The following is a 17,553-nucleotide window of genomic DNA, read 5'->3' as shown; positions in this document are numbered from 1 at the left end:
TTTTTTATGGGCGTGAGTTTTTCCTGATCTACATTTCTTAGTCAAGTGACGTATCAAGTCACACCCTGATGTGTTGCATAATCCCATCGTATGAATAATTTAAAAAAAATCATACAAAAGAGATATGAGACACATGAATATAAACTCCAAAATATCGTTGCTGCTGGCTAGCCTGTTTTCCAGCCTGCCTGTGTTGGCAAATGAGTCGCTGGACCTGGATGAAGTGCAAGTACGTGCACATTATGATAATGCAATTGGCTCTTCAGATGCGGCCAGTGAAGGCAAGGTTAACGCCAGCCTGATTAAAAATCGTCCCATTGCACGTACTGGTGAAATTCTTGAGTTTGTGCCGGGCATGATCGTCACCCAGCACAGCGGTAGTGGCAAAGCCAATCAGTATTTTTTACGCGGCTTTAACCTTGATCACGGCACTGACTTTGCCACTTATGTGGATGAGATGCCAGTGAATATGCGCACGCATGCCCATGGGCAAGGCTACACCGATTTGAATTTCCTGATTCCCGAGCTAGTCAGTCATATCCACTATAAAAAAGGCACTTATGCAGCAGAGGAGGGCGATTTTTCCTCCGCTGGTGCCGCCAGGTTGCATCTGCTTAACGAATTGCCTCAAGGCATCGCTAGCCTGACCGTGGGCAGTTACGATTACCAGCGCATGCTGCTGGCAAACTCAGTAGCCGTGGCAGACGGCCATTTACTCTATGCCCTGGATGTGAACCATTATGATGGGCCGTGGCAGGTGGCCGAAGGCGTGAGGAAATATAACGGCCTGTTGCGCTACAGCGAAGGCGATGCACACGATAGCACCACCTTCACTGCCATGGCGTACCACAACCGCTGGAACAGTACCGACCAGATTCCGCTGCGCGCCGTCCGTTCCGGGCAAATTGGCCGCTTTGATGCCATAGACCCTACCGATGGCGGCGATTCATCACGTTACAGCCTATCATTTAACAAACAGCATCGTGATCAGCATGGCGGCTGGCAAATGAGCGCCTATGCTCTGCGGTCATCGTTAGACTTGTACAGCAACTTTACTTACTTCCTGAATGACCCGGTGAACGGTGACCAGTTTAACCAAAGTGAAAAACGCACCATGCTGGGCGTGAATCTTAGTAAATCGTGGCTGGGTGAATTGGCCGGTTTACCTATGGAAAACAAGCTGGGCGTGCAAACTCGTTATGACAAACTGTCCCCCGTTGCGCTGTACAACACGGCACAAAAGCAGCGTTTGTCACTGATCCGCTCAGACAAAGTTGAAGAAAGCAGCGTAGGTTTGTTTGCAGAAAATACCGTTTGGTGGCACGACAAACTGCGCACCGTGGCTGGCATTCGCTATGACCGCTACCAGTTTGATGTGAACAGCAGCATCAATGGCAACTCAGGTAGTAAAGGGGATGGCATTACCTCACCCAAGCTTTCAGTCATTTTCGGCCCATGGGCCAATACTGAGTTTTTTTACAATATTGGCAAAGGTTTTCATAGTAACGATGCCCGCGGCGCCACGCAAACCGTATTGCCCAACGGCAATCCAGCCACCCCGGTAACGCCTTTGGTTGGCACGCGCGGTAGTGAGGTCGGTGTGCGCTCAGAATGGATACCCGGCCTGCAAAGTTCGCTGGCCGTCTGGCAACTGGATATTGATTCCGAGCTCCTGTTTGTGGGTGATGCCGGTGAAACCGAACCCAGCCGCGCCAGCCGCCGCTATGGCGTGGAATGGAACAACCATTACTTAGTGAACGACTGGTTGTTGCTGGACATGGATCTCGCGCTCTCAAGAGCCAGATTCACAGATAGAGATCCTGCTGGCCAATATATCCCCGGTGCCATCAATAAAGTCGCCTCAATTGGCGCCACCGTGACGCAATTCGGCAACTGGTTTGGCTGCGTGCAACTACGTTATTTTGGGCCAAGGCCACTTGTTGAAGATAACTCAGTACGCTCCAACTTGACCTTCCTCACTTACGCGCGTGTCGGCTACCGCTATAATCCCAAAACGACACTGACACTGGATATTTTTAACCTGTTTAACCGCAAAGCCAGTGATATCGACTACTACTACGAATCACAACTCAAAGGCGAGGCTGCACCGGTCAACGATATTCATTTTCACCCGGTGGAACCCAGGTCAGCAAGGTTAACCGTTACCTATAACTTTTAGTCAAACTGCCTCCAAATAAACCTCGCATAGTTGGTCAGCCCCCAAAAGCCGGGCGAGGTTTATTTTTACCTACCAGCTGCAACGCTCACAAAAGATTTTTCGGTATATTAAAATGGCTAATGCCCAATGCGATGGGCGACTTTCAATTTATACCCAGAGATACTTTATGCGACGCATTACAATTTCAGTTGAAGACGACCTGGCCGACGCCTTTGACCAACTGGTCGCCGTGCGGGCCTACGTCAATCGCTCAGAAGCTTTTCGTGACCTCGTGCGAAAAGCACTCGATGAAGCGGTAATTGAAGATGCCGATCACGCGGAAGCTGAATGCGTCGCCTCGCTCAGTTATGTGTATGACCATCACGAACGCCAGCTCGCCAGCCGGGTAAATCAACTACAACACGACCACCATGATGTGATTATCACTGCTCAACATGTGCATTTGGATCATGACAACTGCATGGAGACGGTGATCCTGAAAGGCAAGATTGCTGAAGTAGAGGCTTGTGTGAATGCGATCTCGTCACAGACAGGCGTGACGCATGCGAAAGTGCATATTATTCCTAGATAGTTGAGGTCGCTCACTTATTCAATCTGGCTTGCCCTTTCGAAGCGAACTAATCAAGCTGGGAAAGTAGGTGTTAGGACTAATTGGAGGGGTAAAATCATTGCTCAATATTCTATATCTTGGATACATAAAAGATGATCACTAATGCTTTATCAATATTGGGTAATTTAAAGCAGAAGTCATATCAATACAAAACACGATTTCAGCAAAAGCTGAGTACATTCACATCACACTTTGAGCATAAGGCACAAACTGTTACAGCAACTCTCAAGCAGAATTTAGAAGAAAAAAGATATCATTTTCATGAGTCTTTCAAACTTAGGCGTGCCTTAGGCTGGCGTAGCATCTACATCATGCGAAATTGGTTTCTAGTCAACCAACAAAGATATCAAACTAAGATCGTTTTGGTGGTACTAATAACGTCAGTGGTTGTAAGCTTTGCACTTGTTCCATTACTCCAAAAGCAACTAGGGCCATATATATCGGATTCAGACCGAGTCTCAGCAGTGAGAGATTTGTGTCTTAATCTTGGTAGTGCTTTGATTGGTGCGACTGCCATTGCATTTTCTCTCATCATGTTTGCAATGCAAGTGAATGTTGAACGGATGCCGCATGGCCTCTTCAGAAAGTTCAGCACAGATAGAAGACTTATTCTCACGTTTGTGGCGACATTCTCCTTGGCATCGCTGACTATAAGTTTGTCTTTAATTCCAGATGAATCTTGGGTTGCATTGGCCGCCGTCATCTCAGCATGGAGTTTGATTCTTATCTTATTGTTATTTGGAGTTGCATATCGCAGAGCACTTGATTTAATTAGTCCAACTAAGCAAATCGAATTGCTAGTTACTGATACGCAAAATAACTTCAATACTCTGGACAAAGCCTTCAGCCGTATCTCACCAATGTTTAACAAAGAGGCCGATAAAAATAATGCAAAAAATGAGCCCCCTAGCAAACATGATTTGAATCGCGTTATGTATTTTAGAACTCATACAAACTGGACAGTTTTAGCTGAACGAGCAATTTTATATTGCATAACCTTTTCTAGGCGGTATGCAGAACAAGGTGATCAGGAGGTTTCTAGAGTAGCGTTGTATGGGATAGTCGAAATCCACAAGGCATATATTAAAACCAAAGGAAAGACCTTTTATTCCAATAATTATTTATTTGATAACCCACTTGCCTCTGATAGCTTTTTAACGAATACCCTTGAGCATTTGCGGCAGAACGTTCAAATTGGAATCTCAAGAAGAGATGAACAGTTCATTGAGGAAAACCTCCACTGTCTGACTCAACTTACGCATTTATATCTGTTGATAGATTATGCAGAAGAACAGGCAACTCGATCCCATGCACATTTGGTAGCAGGTTATCTGGCAAGCTCAGTAGAAACGATTGTGCCACACGACATGGCAGACGTATTAATTGAAAGTATGACCTTGCTTGGAAGGGCTGCCCAGCTAATTCTCGATTACGACAAGCCAGAGCATATTGCGAATCTCTCGGAGAAAATAGCTGTTGTGGCATGCACAGGAAGTGTAAATAAGAAATACCAGCCAGTAACGCCCGTAGCAGTAAAACAGCTTGCACTGATCACCTACAGTTTACTTAGGTGCAAGAGTTCTAATATAAGGTTCGCTGTAAAAGAGGTTCGTGACGATATTAGATTAATTGCTGAATTGTATCTAAACACAAATGAAACACCTTTGGCGAAAATACATAGTAATAGCCTTGCCCCTTACTATTCGCCTACTTCGCAAGATTCATTATCTATATGGTTGTCAAACTTAACGAATGCAATTTTAGAAAAAGATGCCGATGACAAAGATGCCCAGCATGTTATTCGGAACATCGCTGAATGGTCTGATGGCATTTATGAAACTGAAAAAGAAATACTCTTAAAAGCAGTTGCTCAAAGATCTCAATTCACATTTGATATTGTTTATTGGATAGTTCACGTAACAGAAATTCTTTTTGCAGTATCAGGATCTAGGGCTTGCAAGCCACATCTTACTGAAAAACTTAGAAGGTCAGCCATATGGCTTATCAGTGTCTTATCTTGGATTCCGGACGATAAAGTAACTATTGAATTTATGGAGCATTTCCAAATTGCCAATCATTTGTTTGAAGCATCGGTAGATGCACATAAACGAGATTGCTATGAAGAAGCGCTGGATATAAGAAAATTACTTATCGGATGGATGAAAAAAACAGGCAAGTATCAGACCGGATGGGGGTCTTTGGAAAAAGCTATTTGTGGGTTGGCTTGTTTGAATTTGATTGTTGGTTTAATTGATGATGTATTAATTAAGGAAGTCGATAGTTACGTTTCTTCTAAAGACGCACCAAGCCTTGAAATTCGATCAAGAACGGCATCGGATTTACGTGAAGAAGCTGAGAAGTACCGAGGAAATCATGGGCATGATGCCATCGATATTGCTATGGCTCACATGGATCAAAGTAGGTTAAAAGCTTTGCTACACAAACTCGCTGACCATTTGATACCCGAAGCTCTCAATCAAGGATCTTCAGAAACACCCGAATAAAACGGGCATTGGATAAAATAGAAATTCCTCTGGAAAGACACCGTTTACTGAAGTTATAAAAGGCTACAGGAACAAACGCAACATAATTTCTAAATCAAAGAAAGAATGAAAAGATGGCCGAAATTAAAGAGGGTTGGGTTAAAGCGGTTAATGAAAAATTACAGAAAGATCTCGAGTTGGTTGCCCAAGCTGCCTATGACAATGGTTGCGAACTATTAAATGATGCGCAGTTTCTTTATGAAGCGCATCGTTACTCCCGTGCAACAGCGTTATCAATACTAGCGGAAGAAGAGTTAAGTAAAGCCTTCACATTGAAATTGAGTGCAGCTAATAAACGATGGGACTCCAATCTATATTCTGCCTTGCGGAGTCATGCTAATAAACAAGGCTTGGCAGAAGCCTTGGTTGAATACATTATTTGGCTCAAGAAATCGATTGAATTAGTTGGTGGTTTGGCGTGGACATTCTCTGACGAAGAAAAATTCAAAGAGGTCGTCGCAAAAGCAAAAAAGCGTTTGCGCAAGCCGGTTAAAGATCACCTTAAACAAGATGCTTTATACGTTTCCCTTCATGAAAATGGAAAGCTTAAAAGTCGGCCAAAAGACATTACCAGAGCGGATGCCGAAAACAGCCTCCATTCCGCGGAGATATTTCAAATTATGGTTGCCTTATTGTTTGACGATGAAAGTGCATATGAAAGATTCCTTAGAATTTAAATCTAAGTCGGTGCTCTGATTTAATCTAGATAGCTCTTCTGTATGGAGATAATTTGTCAGAGCGACTGGTTTTATGTATTTTTAAAGTAGCTTTGTCCCAAGTGGAACCTCATGTTCCGGCACGCATAAAGTGACTCTTCCTTCCGCATCATGAAAGCCCGTCACCAGGCATTCAGACATCAATGGCCCAATCTGTTTGGGCGGAAAATTAACGACGGCGACTACCAGTTTGCCGATCAGGTTTTCTGGTGTGTAGTGCGCAGTAATTTGGGCGCTGGATTTACGCATGCCGATCACGGTGCCAAAGTCGATGTGTAGTTTGTAGGCTGGCTTGCGCGCTTCTGCAAATACTTCTGCCGAAATCACCCTGCCAACGCGTAACTCAACCTTGGTGAAGTCATTCCATTCGATTTGATTCATTAATAACCTCGTTTGCAAATGCTTATTCCCAGGTCAACACATAGTGCGCTGCCCGTTTAGATTCACCTGCTTTGGCCAGCACCCCTATGGAAACCAGCTCGGTAATGTCGCGTAAAGCGGTGTCAGTTGAACATTTGGTCAAAGTTGCCCATTTGCCAGTGGTGAGGTGGCCTTCAAAATTGTGCATGAGCTTATCAAGCATTTTGATTTGCCGCTCATTCAGCGCGCCGTTGAGACTGCGTTGGCTGACTTGTGTCAAATATACGACACCTTTGAGGTCTTGATTGGCCTGTTGTATAGCACGAAGCAGGCAGCTTAAAAACCAGTGCAGCCAGTTTGTAATGTCCATGGTGCCTTTTTGTGCCATTTCCAGTTGCAAATAATAGTCTTCGCGCTCCAGTTGTATCTGCGTGGATAAACTATAAAAACGTTGCGTTGATTGGTCGGCTTTTGCCAAAGCCATATCGCCTATGGCACGGGCAATGCGGCCATTACCATCTTCAAATGGATGCAAACTGACAAACCACATATGCGCCAGTCCTGCTTTGAGCAATGGATCTGTGTCTGGTGATTGGTTAAACCAGTCTAAAAACAACTGCATTTCGTCAGCGATGATTTTCGCGGGTGGTGCTTCATAATGTACTGTTTCGTGCCCTATACCGCCGGAGACCACCTGCATGGGGCCGTCTGCGTCGGTTCTATAGGCTGCGGTTGTAATTTTATGCATACCGCTATAACCGTTAGGAAAGAGTGCGGCATGCCAGCCAAACAGGCGTGCATGCGTCAGTGGTTGCACGTGATTTTGCGTGGCATCTAGTATCATTTCCACGACACCATCGACGTGTCTAGTCGATGGCAGCAGGCCATCAATGTTCAGCCCTAGTTTTCTTGCAAGGGATGATCTCACCACTTCGTTGCTCAGATGTTCGCCTTCGATTTCGCTTGATTTAACCACGTCGTTGGTGAGCGTACGCAAACTGGTTTCTTCGGCGAGTGTAAATCCCAAGGTTTGGATGGCACCCAGTAACTTGCCGCGCGCCAGGTTGGCCTCCGATAACAGCGGCATCAGGGTTGCAGACACAAATGTCCAGTGCGGCCAGTCTGCCGATTGCCAGAGATATTTTTGATGATCACCGCTAGTCATGCGGTGATCATGACATGGGGTGGAGCGAGCGTCAATCATTACCGCATGTTTTGCGGTAATTAGGCGGGCTAATTACCGCACGAGGGAATTTTTGCCAATCAATAAAATATGAGTGCGGTGATGTCTTACCGAATCAGTGCCGATACAGCCTTGAATTGCGCATGCGTGGCGCCTTGCATGGGCTCAAATAGCATGGATTCTGTATTTGTAATGATACAACCGGCATTGCGCATTCTCTCGATGCCATTGTTGCGGTTGGCTTCATTTCGTGAGATGACGGCGTCTTCCACGATAAACACTTGCTTGCCTGCGGCCAGTGCATCTAGGGCGGTTTGTTGTACGCAAATATGGGCTTCCAGGCCGAACAGCACGACTTGTGGGGCGACGCTGACAGAGGATTCTTGAAAGGCTGATTCGTGCCAGGCGGAGAAGGCGAGTTTTGCGGTGCGAGGGGTGTAGTCGGGCAAGAGGGTTTGCAGCGCGGGCAGGGTTTCACCGAGTTTTTCGGGGTATTGTTCAGTCACCCAGAGCGGGATGTTTAGGAGCTGGGCGCCTTGGATCAGGCGCTGGATGTTTTTGATGACGGCGGCCATGGCCTCAGGGTGCATCGCGTCACAGAGGCGGGTTTGTATATCAATCAACATCCAAACGGCATCTGTGCTGGCAATGACTGGCTTCATGGGCTTATCTCTTGGCGAGTTGTTGGTCGATATCTTGCAGGTCGGCTTCGGAGACGATGCCGCTGGCGGTTTTGAGGCGGATGATATTCACCAGGTAGTTATAGCGGGCCTGCAATAAATCACGGTTGGCGCTGTAAAACTGTTGCTGGGCGTTGAGCACATCTACGCTGGTGCGTATGCCGACTTCGTAGCCAAGCTTAGTCGAGTCGAGCTGGCTTTGGCTGCTTTTTAGGGCTTGCTCAAGGGCTTTGACCTGGGCAATGCTGGTGTTGAGGTTGAGGTAAGCGCGCTGTGTCTCAAGGGAGGTCTGGCGCAGGGCGTTTTGCAAGTCATCCAGTGCTTTTTGCCGGGTGTAGGCGGCCTGGCGGATGCGTGAGTTCACGGCGCCGCCTTGGTAGAGCGGCACAGACACTTCCACGCCGATGCTGGCAGTTTTCAGGTCGCCACCAAAGCCATATTGGCCACCATTGGCGTAGCTGTCTTGATAGTTGGCGACCGCATCAACGGTGGGGTAATGCCCGGCGCGCGCAATTTCGATATCCTTCTCATTCACTTGCACGGTTTCTTGCTGAATCTGGATATTCAGGTTGCTGGCATGGGCAACCTCTTGCCATTCTTGCATGGGTTTGAGGCTGGGGCTGATCTGGATATCTTCGCGCACGCTGGCCAGCCGTTCTGGCAATTTGCCGGTGATCGCCTGCAAACTTCGCTTGGCAATTTCAATTTCATTAAGCGCCGCCAGCTCTTGCGCCACAATGAGGTCGTAGCGGGCTTGTGCTTCATTCACATCGGTCACGGTCGCTGTGCCAACATCAAAGTTGGCTTTGGCCTGTTGCAGCTGGCGTTGAATGGCTTCTTTTTGGGCAACGATCAAGGTGTTGCGGTCTTGCGCCAGCAGCACGTCAAAATAGGCCTGGGTGGTGCGCAACATCAGGTTTTGTTGCGCCAGGTGATATTGCTTGTCGGCAATGCTCACCTGTACCTTGCTTTGGTCTATGCGCTCTAAGGTCTCTTTACGAAAAATGGGTTGCCTAGCTTGTACTTGTGCCTGATAACCTTCGTAGTAATTACGGCCGCCGGGGAAGGGCGCCTGGTGGCCGATGATTTTCAAATCGGTACGGTTGGCGTTGGCGCCTGCCGTAAAATTGACTGAAGGGCGGTAACCTGCCTTGGCTTGTTCTATGACCTCTTGCGCTGCCTGATTGGCACTGCCCGCCGACGCCAGCACCGGGTCACTGGCGAGGGCTTCCTGATAAATGTCTACCAGGCTTTGCGTGGCGGCACTGGCCGGTGGCGAACACCACAGGCTGGCAATCAATATCGCGACTTTAAAACAGGCACGGGTAGACATAGGGCGTCAGTAGCTCTCAAACGTTAAAAACGAAAAGCGACAGCCTGCGGCGCATTTTGCATTTCAGTCAGGCTGGTTTCAAACAGCACGTCTTGCTTAAAGCTGTGCTCGGCCAAGCGTTGTACCAGGGTGGCTTGCATGACCGGGGCTTTGCCCAGCACGATGAGCATACGGCCGCCGATACTCAACTGGTAACGCACGCCTTCTGGCTCGACCGGGCTGGAGGCGGTAAATACAATCGCGTCATAAGGCGCCTGGCCTTCATAGCCATCGTGACCATCGGCTTCAATCACTTGTACATTCTGGATGCCTTGCTTGGCCAGGTTTTGTGTCGTGAGCGCACAGAGTTCAGGGAAGATTTCCAGTGCTGTCACCTGGGCGCAGTGTTGCGCCATCAGGGCGGCCAGATAGCCACTGCCTGCACCGACTAACAACACTTTGTCTTTGGCTTGCAGTTGCAGGGCTTGCAAAAAGCGGCCTTCGATTTTGGGGCTGAGCATGTGTTGGCCCAGCGCCAGCGGGATCTCAATATCGGCAAACGCCAACCCGCGGTAGGCTTCTGGCACAAACGCCTCACGCGGCGTGTTGCTCAGCGTGGCCAATACCTGCGGGTCCAGCACCTCCCAGGTGCGGATTTGTTGCTCAATCATGTTAAAACGTGCGGTTGCCTGGTCTGTCATTTTTGAATCCCACTATCCGTATTAAAGAGAAAAAACATTATAGGGCACTTCTATTCATTCAACTTCCGTTGCGATACTTCGTTGTTCATAAAAAATATCACCTTAGCGATTCAATCGCTGCAGCGTCGAAATTTTCTCATCGCGCCTGGCCTGGCTGAGTCATTTGAACGCCTTATCATTGATTACGCCACGATTGCATGGTTCTGGCGGTTAATCCCGCCCAGAAGGTATACAGCGCGGGCACAAACAAAATCGTCAATAACGTCGCCGCGGCCAATCCCCCCATGATCGCGACGGCCATCGGGCCAAAAAACACGCTGCGGGTGAGCGGGATCATGGCCAGGATCGCCGCGGCGGCGGTGAGTACAATCGGCCGGAAACGGCGTACGGTCGATTGCACCACAGCCTGCTCCAGGGTGGCACCTTCGGCAATATCCTGATTGATCTGGTCGACCAGAATGACCGAGTTACGCATGATCATGCCGGACAACGCAATGCTGCCCAGCATCGCCACAAAGCCAAACGGCATATTAAAAATCAGTAGGGCAAAGGTGATGCCTATCATGCCCAAGGGGGCGGTTAATACCACCAGAAAGACATTGGACAGGCTGCGGAGTTGCAGCATCAGCAACGTGAATACGGCCGCCAGGAACAGGGGCACGCCTTTGGCGACCGAGGTCGCCCCTTTGGCGGATTCTTCAATGGCGCCGCCGGTTTCTACCGTGACGCCTGCAGGTAAATGCTGCAAAATCGGCGCGATGGCTTGTTGCACCTGGCCGGAAACCACCGGCGCCTGCATTTTGCCGCGTAAATGGGCGCGTACGGTGAGTGAGGGCACACGGTTGCGGCGCCAGATCACGCCTTCTTCAAAGCCATAGGCAATGGTTGCCACTTGTGCCAAGGGCACGCGGTCGCCACGCTGGCTCAAAACGGTTAACTGGCCGATTTGCGAGAGTTGAGCGTGTTCCTCCGCCGGACTGCGCATCACCAGATCTATGCGCTCGTTTCCCTCCCTGAACTCACTGACCACTTGCTCGTAATACTGGGTGTTGAGCAGTTGCGCAATGTCGGGGGAGTTAACGCCCAATAACCTGGCTTTATGTTGGTCGATATCAACATGAATGACTTTGCTCGGCTCTTCCCAGCCCAGTTGCACATTGATCAGGTGCGGGTTGGCACGCATGGCGTCTGCAATCTTGTGCGCCACCTCGCGGATGGCTTTCAGGTTTTGGCCATCGACGCGGAACTGCACCGGGAAGCCCACCGGCGGCCCGTTTTCCAGGCGCAACACCGAGGCGCGCAGTTGTGGAAAGTCGTGCTCAAACAAGGTCAGCAGGTCTTTACGCAAGGTTTCGCGTTGCTGCAGGTCTTTGGTCAAAATCACTAGCTGGGCAAAAGCGCGGTGCGGTAGCTGCACGTCTAGCGGCAGGTAATAGCGGGGGGCGCCAGAGCCGAGGTAAGACACCACATTTTCGACCTGGCCATGCTGCGCTTGCCAGTCGGTGAGCCAGTGCTCAAGCTTGGTGACGGCCGCTTCGGTAGAACGGTCACTGGCATTTTCAGCCAGCCGTAAATCCACCACGATTTCGAGGCGGGTAGAGTCGGGGAAAAACTGCTGTTGCACTTTGCCAAAACTCACCATGGCAAACACAAACAAGGCGATGGTTGCCAGAATCACCAGGCCTTTGTGCCGCACGCACCAGGTGACTGTGCCTTGCAGGCGTTGGTAAAAAGGCGTGGCGTAGAGCGTCTCTTCGTTGTGAGTACTTGCTTCTGTTGGCGCGCTTTTAAAGCCTAATTTTTGTTTGAGTCGATGCCATAAGCTTGGTTGGTGGTGATCGGCGGCATCCGGGAGCAGATGGTAGCCTAAAAAGGGGACGACGATGACGGCGGCAATCCATGACAGGCTGAGCGCAATGGCGGACACCTGGAAAATGGAGCGCGTATATTCGCCGGTAGAAGACACCGCGGTTGCAATCGGCAGGAAACCCGCTACCGTGACCAGGGTGCCGGTAAGCATGGGCATGGCGGTCGAGGTAAAGGCAAACGAGGCGGCTTGCATGCGCTCCCAGCCTTGCTCCATTTTTGCTGCCATCATCTCCACCGCAATAATGGCATCATCCACCAGCAAGCCTAAGGCAAGAATCAGGGCGCCTAGGGAGATCTTGTGCAGGCCGATTTGAAACCAGTCCATGAGCAGGAAGGTCCCGGCCAGTACGATGGGGATGGCGACAGCGACCACAATGCCGGTGCGCCAGCCCAGGGAGAGCAAACTCACCGCCAGGACAATCAGCAAGGCTTCAATCAGCGAGCGGACAAAGTCATGCACCGAGTGCTGGACGATCTCGGGTTGCGAGGTGACCAGGTGCAATTGCACACCGACTGGCAATTGGTTTTGCACTGTTTTGATGGTGGTTTGCATCGCTTTGCCCAAGGCGATCACGTCGCCCCCGGCCTGCATACTCACCCCGATCAGCAAGGTGGGGGTGCCATTAAAGTGAATGCGCTCTGCTGGCGGGTTGGCGTAGCCGCGCTTAATGGTCGCAATGTCGCCCAGGGTCAGGTTCTGGGTGCCCGCCCGGATGGGGAATTGACGTAAATTCTCCAGCGTTTGTAAGCGGCCACTCACATCTAAGCGGATTCTTTCCGGCCCTGCGTCAAAAGTGCCGGCGCCTACCACACTGTTTTGTTGTTGCAGGATTTGCACCAGTTGTGCCGGTGTGATGCCGAGGGAGGTCAGCTTTTGATTGGAGATTTCTATGATGATTTTTTGCGGTTGCTCACCAAACAAATCCACTTTTTCCACATCCGGCAACTTGAGCAGGCGTGCGCGTACCCATTCGGCTTGCCTTTTCAATTGCTGCGGATTGAGGCCGTCGGCGGTGATGGCATACATGCTGCCATACACGTCGCTAAACTCATCATTAAAGGTCAGGCTTTGCAGGTCGCGCGGAAAGGTGTGACGGATATCGCCAATTTTTTTGCGGACCTGGTACCAGAGCTCAGGGATTTTTTCGGAAAACGTATTATCGCGGATGACAATAAACACCACTGATTCGCCCGGGCGCGAATAGCTGCTGGTGTAATCGATGGAGGGGATCTCCTGCAGCTTTTCTTCAATTTTATCCGTGACCTGTTGCTCTACCTCTTGTGCAGAAGCGCCTGGCCAGCTGGCGCGGACCAGCATGACTTTAAAGGTGAATGGCGGGTCTTCGGATTGCCCCAGATGGGTGTAGGCAAAGCTGCCGGCAAGCAAGGTCAGCAAAATAAAATACAGCACCAGCGCCTGGTTTTTCAATGCCCAGGTCGAGAGATTAAAACGGTGCGACAGGGAGGCCGTGCCGGTCTGTTCTGGCGTGCTGTGCTCGCTCATTAGCGTAATACCTCCAGGCCAGGTGTTACCGGTTGCACATGCATGCCCTCGGTGAGGGTATGCACACCGATGGTGGCAATGGTCTCGTTGGCTTGCAAGCCCGAAGTGATTTCAACGCCGGATTCACTGAGTTTGCCGGTGGTCACGCGGCGGCGGTGTGCCTGTTGCTTGGCATCAATGACCCAAACAGTTGCGTGGTTGGCAACCTGCGTGACTGCGGTGCTGGGTACCATGATCGTTTGCTTGTTGTTGGCATGCAAAAAGCGTACGTCTGCCGTCATGCCCAGTTTGATTTTGCTATCGCTATCCAGCAATTGGATGCGCAAGTCGAAGGCATGGGTCTGGCTATTGGCGGCGGGCGAGATTTCGCGGATACGCCCCTGGTAAGGATGCGCTAATCCTTCCACCGTCACGCTGGCGTTATCTCCGACATGCAAGCTGTCAATCACGGTTTCCGGCACCGCAATCAGGATTTCCAGTGTTTGCAGGTCATAAATCTGGGCAATGGTTTGTCCGGCGGACACCACCTGGCCGGGCTCTGCCTGAATCATGCCGATGGCTCCGCTGCGGTCTGCCAGCAACTGGGTATAGCCTGTTTGATGTTGGCTGACTGCCGCTTGCGATTTGGCTTGCTCCAGCCGGGCAGTACTGGTTTTTACCTGGGTTTCGTAGCTGTCCAGCGCCGATTTTGAAATGAATTGCTGCTGGTAAAGCTGCTGGCGTCTTGCCAATTCCGCTTGTGCCAGTGCCAGGTTGGCTTGCGCTGTTTGTACTTCGGCGCTGGCTGACAGGGCGTTCAGGCGCGTATCGTTTGGATCCAGTTGTGCGATCAGCTGGCCTTTTTTAACCAGGTCACCGACATTGACTGCACGTGAAGTGATTTTGCCATTAATGCGGAAACCGATATTGGACTCGTAACGCGATTTGACCTCGCCGGTATAACGCGATGATTGCGGGGCAGCCGTGTCTGTAATCGTCATTACCCATACTGGGCGAGGGGCAGATTGTTCTTCTTGCTCAGGCTGGCAGCCGCTCAACAGGATCATGAGCGCCAGGCTGTATAGGTAAATGCGAGGGTTATTCATGCGTGGGTTCTTTCATAAAACCGTCGGTACACATGCGGACCATGGCTTGAATGCGGGATTCCAGCGGCCGCCAGTTGATCCAGGCATCATCGCACATATTGATCTGCAGGGCGCACAGGCCGTGCATGGCGGACCATACTGTTTGCGCAATCAGTACCGGGTCGGTCAGCGCAGGCTTGAAAATGCCAGCCTGCCAGGCACTGGAGACGACTTCAATCAGTTGGGCGTAAGCATCCTGCTCAGGGTTGTAGCGTTCTATGCTTGACTGCTCCGGCACGAGGGAGGGATGCCGGGTCATGAACATCATGCGGTAGTGATTGGGGTTGTTGAGGGCAAACTGGATGTAATGCTGGCCAAATTGCAAAAAGCGCTGCAGCGGGTCGCTGATTTCCAAAGTGCTTCTCAGGGAGTGGGCCAGCCTGAGGGCATCGGCATCCATCACCGCCCGGATCAGGGCTTCTTTATCGCTGAAATACAAGTACAGGCTGGTAGCGGTGTAGCCTACTCGTTGGGCGACGGCGCGCATGGTGACTGATTCCACGCCCTGATGAATAAACAGCTCGCGCGCGGCATCAATGATCCGGGTCCGGATCGCTTGCTTCTCGACTTCTGTTTTGATCTTGGGGGGCATGTAACGAGCCTGTAAATAAATATAACAACGTTAAGTTAACATTGTAATTTTTAAATGTCAACGGGTGCTGGTAATTCTTGGCCGAATAGTGCAGAGTAACAAATGTGATACACCGGTATTCAGGAACAAGCTGGGCCGCTGAGTGATAAACGGGTGCAGCGCAGGCCGGATGAGATCATGGGGCAGGGATATTGTTTCTGGATATCCCGAGTCGGGCGGCGCCTCGCCAGGCAGGATTAACCGTGGTGCGGGGTCACTCAATGCTTCCTCAATTCAAATAATGACAAGGAGCGATCACTATGAATGTGCGGCAACGTTGGATCAGTTTGTTGGGGCGGGTACTGTTATCTCTAGTGTTTATTGTGAGCGGTGTGGCGAAGGTGATGGATCCGGCGGGTACCATGGCTTATATTGCCAGTGCGCACCTGCCATTTCCGCAATTGGCTTACGCGGTGGCTCTGGTGGTTGAGCTTGGCTTGGGCATTGCCTTGTTGGTGGGGTTCAGGGCACAGCTCGCCGCTGCAGGCATTGCGTTGTTTACGTTTGTCACGGCGCTGGCGTTTCACAACAACATGGCTGATCCGGTACAAGTCATTATGTTTTTAAAAAACATCACCATTATTGGCGGCCTGCTGATTGTGATTGCTTTTGGCCCGGGGGGCTACAGCGTCGACGGTGGGAAACGCATCATCTTGCCTGAGTGACAGCCGCTACCTCTGGCGCTTGCATCCATAGGCGCAAGTGTTCAATCAAGGCGAGTGTGTTGGCCGAAACCTGTTTGTGATAAGGGTACATGGCATAAATGCCTCCCTGCGGCAGGCGGTAATCGGCCAGCACTTCTACCAGGCGGCCTGCTTTCAGGTCAGCCATCACATAAAACGCGGGTAGGCCGGTGATGCCAAGGCCCGCCAGGGCCGCATTGCGCAAGACTTCGCCATGATTGGATTTTAATCGTGGCTGGATGGGGATGCGATGAATTTGGTCTTGTTCGGCAAATAACCATTCACTGGCACGGTGGGTGAGGCAAATGTGTTTGGCCAGGGCCTGTGGGTTGCTGGGGAGGCCATGGCGGGCAATATAGTCGGGACTACAGCAATAGCGCATCGCTGCGTCCTCCAGTTTGCGTGCCACCATGCCTTCTTCCGGCTGGTCGGTGACACGAATGACCATGTCATAGCCTTCGCTCACCATATCCACATGACGGTTATCGGCATCCAGCCAAATTTCCAATTGCGGATGTTGCTGCATAAAGGCGGTTAAGGCCGGGGCCAGTCGCAAGCTGGCATAAGACAGTGGCACCGAAATTTTGAGCAGGCCGCGTAATTCCCCTGAGCGGTTACTGACTTCGAGCTCGGCTTCATTGAGGGCTTGCAGGATTTTTTGTGCCCGCTGGAAAAACAGTTTGCCGGTTTCTGTGGCCGAGAGTTTACGGGTCGTGCGTTGCAGTAACCGCACCCCCAGCCGCGCCTCCAGGGCAATAATCCGGCGGCTGACCAGCTGCTTGGAAATACCCAGTGCTTGCGCCGCCGTGGTGAAGTTGCCGTGTTTTACCACCTCGACAAAAAAATGCAGATCTTCAAAATTGGTCATATATTGTCAACTTTAATGAGACAGTTTTACGCATTATAGGGGAATTATCATTTTTATTGCCTAAGCATACAATTCGATCTGTCAGTGAGCCGGATGAAACCGACTTTTTACATACGATGCGTGCTGGCAGACTTTGCTGCCCACGCTTTTTTTAGGAGACTTCTCATGAATGCTTTGCAATCCGCCGCCAGTGTGACCGGCCGTATTTTGTTGTCGCATATTTTTATCATCAGTGGCTTGAGCAAAGCCGCCAATCCCTCCGGGACCATCGGCTATATCCAAAGCGTTGGGGCGCCACTGCCTGAGCTCGCTTATGCGATTGCCTTGTTTGTTGAGCTGGTGCTGGGGATTGCCTTGCTGGTTGGTTACCAAACCCGCTTGGCCGCGGCAGGGATTGCGGTGTTTACCGTGGCAACGGCGTTTATGTTCCACCAAAACATGGCAGACCAAATCCAGCAGATCATGTTTTTGAAAAACCTGACCATCGCGGGTGGTTTGTTGATGGTGGTGGCGTTTGGGCCAGGGGCATTCAGCCTGGATAACCGTCGCCGCTAAGTCAGGCACAGTCAAGTGACGCCGAGAAAAAGCCA

At 50.6% G+C, this 17,553-nt stretch carries 15 protein-coding genes; 6 read left to right on the top strand and 9 right to left on the bottom strand.

The features are described from left to right. The first annotated feature begins 133 nt into the window (after positions 1–133). The 4 genes from ACIDF8_RS12935 (at position 134) to ACIDF8_RS12920 (ending at position 6,009) form a co-directional block, all read left to right on the top strand. The gene (locus ACIDF8_RS12935; RefSeq protein ID WP_412011024.1) at positions 134–2,179 is read left to right on the top strand and encodes a TonB-dependent receptor; all 2,046 of its coding nucleotides are present in this window, start codon (positions 134–136) and stop codon (positions 2,177–2,179) included. Between the two features lie 166 nt (positions 2,180–2,345). Further along, positions 2,346–2,750 (top strand): nickel-responsive transcriptional regulator NikR, encoded by a 405-nt coding sequence (gene nikR, locus ACIDF8_RS12930; protein WP_379073339.1) that lies wholly within the window; start codon positions 2,346–2,348, stop codon positions 2,748–2,750. Positions 2,751–2,881: 131 nt separating this feature from the next. Beyond that, positions 2,882–5,293, top strand: a complete 2,412-nt coding sequence (locus ACIDF8_RS12925) for a hypothetical protein (RefSeq protein ID WP_412011023.1) — start codon at positions 2,882–2,884, stop codon at positions 5,291–5,293. 113 nt (positions 5,294–5,406) lie between these two features. Beyond that, the gene (locus tag ACIDF8_RS12920) at positions 5,407–6,009 is read left to right on the top strand and encodes an AbiV family abortive infection protein (protein ID WP_412011022.1); all 603 of its coding nucleotides are present in this window, start codon (positions 5,407–5,409) and stop codon (positions 6,007–6,009) included. 81 nt (positions 6,010–6,090) lie between these two features. Here the strand turns inward: ACIDF8_RS12920 and ACIDF8_RS12915 are convergent, their stop codons facing one another. From ACIDF8_RS12915 to ACIDF8_RS12880, 8 genes are all read right to left on the bottom strand, one after another. Further along, the gene (locus ACIDF8_RS12915) at positions 6,091–6,429 is read right to left on the bottom strand and encodes a tRNA-binding protein (protein WP_412011021.1); all 339 of its coding nucleotides are present in this window, start codon (positions 6,427–6,429) and stop codon (positions 6,091–6,093) included. Positions 6,430–6,451: 22 nt separating this feature from the next. Next, positions 6,452–7,573, bottom strand: a complete 1,122-nt coding sequence (locus ACIDF8_RS12910; RefSeq protein WP_412011020.1) for a Fic family protein — start codon at positions 7,571–7,573, stop codon at positions 6,452–6,454. 125 nt (positions 7,574–7,698) lie between these two features. Further along, on the bottom strand, positions 7,699–8,253 hold the full coding sequence (locus tag ACIDF8_RS12905; RefSeq protein ID WP_412011019.1) for an isochorismatase family protein: 555 nt from the start codon (positions 8,251–8,253) through the stop codon (positions 7,699–7,701). Positions 8,254–8,257: 4 nt separating this feature from the next. Next, positions 8,258–9,604 (bottom strand): TolC family outer membrane protein, encoded by a 1,347-nt coding sequence (locus ACIDF8_RS12900; protein WP_412011018.1) that lies wholly within the window; start codon positions 9,602–9,604, stop codon positions 8,258–8,260. 23 nt (positions 9,605–9,627) lie between these two features. Continuing rightward, positions 9,628–10,284, bottom strand: coding sequence for a protein-L-isoaspartate O-methyltransferase family protein (locus tag ACIDF8_RS12895; protein ID WP_412011017.1), 657 nt, complete (start codon positions 10,282–10,284; stop codon positions 9,628–9,630). A 175-nt stretch (positions 10,285–10,459) separates the two neighbouring features. Further along, entirely contained in the window at positions 10,460–13,657 is a 3,198-nt protein-coding gene (locus ACIDF8_RS12890; RefSeq protein WP_412011016.1) for an efflux RND transporter permease subunit, read from the bottom strand. After that, complete coding sequence (locus ACIDF8_RS12885; RefSeq protein ID WP_412011015.1) at positions 13,657–14,742, bottom strand: efflux RND transporter periplasmic adaptor subunit; 1,086 nt, start codon at positions 14,740–14,742, stop codon at positions 13,657–13,659. The genes ACIDF8_RS12890 and ACIDF8_RS12885 overlap by 1 nt, the downstream gene beginning before the upstream one ends. Beyond that, the gene (locus tag ACIDF8_RS12880; RefSeq protein ID WP_412011014.1) at positions 14,735–15,373 is read right to left on the bottom strand and encodes a TetR/AcrR family transcriptional regulator; all 639 of its coding nucleotides are present in this window, start codon (positions 15,371–15,373) and stop codon (positions 14,735–14,737) included. The genes ACIDF8_RS12885 and ACIDF8_RS12880 overlap by 8 nt, the downstream gene beginning before the upstream one ends. 299 nt (positions 15,374–15,672) lie before the next feature. On the opposite strand from ACIDF8_RS12880, the gene ACIDF8_RS12875 reads away from it, so the two are divergent. Then, positions 15,673–16,077: a DoxX family protein gene (locus ACIDF8_RS12875; RefSeq protein WP_412011013.1), complete on the top strand. Its 405-nt coding sequence runs from the start codon at positions 15,673–15,675 to the stop codon at positions 16,075–16,077. Here the strand turns inward: ACIDF8_RS12875 and ACIDF8_RS12870 are convergent. Then, positions 16,061–16,963, bottom strand: a complete 903-nt coding sequence (locus tag ACIDF8_RS12870) for a LysR family transcriptional regulator (RefSeq protein ID WP_412011012.1) — start codon at positions 16,961–16,963, stop codon at positions 16,061–16,063. The two genes, ACIDF8_RS12875 and ACIDF8_RS12870, sit on opposite strands and share 17 nt — an antisense overlap. Before the next feature lie 165 nt (positions 16,964–17,128). On the opposite strand from ACIDF8_RS12870, the gene ACIDF8_RS12865 reads away from it, so the two are divergent. Next, positions 17,129–17,518 carry a DoxX family protein gene (locus ACIDF8_RS12865; protein WP_412011011.1) on the top strand — a complete coding sequence of 130 codons (390 nt, stop codon included), beginning with the start codon at positions 17,129–17,131 and terminating at the stop codon, positions 17,516–17,518. Positions 17,519–17,553: the final 35 nt, after the last annotated feature.

It is taken from the genome of Methylophilus sp. 3sh_L (genome assembly GCF_046766015.1).
Classification (GTDB): domain Bacteria; phylum Pseudomonadota; class Gammaproteobacteria; order Burkholderiales; family Methylophilaceae; genus Methylophilus.
This window is presented reverse-complemented; position numbering and strand designations above follow the sequence as displayed.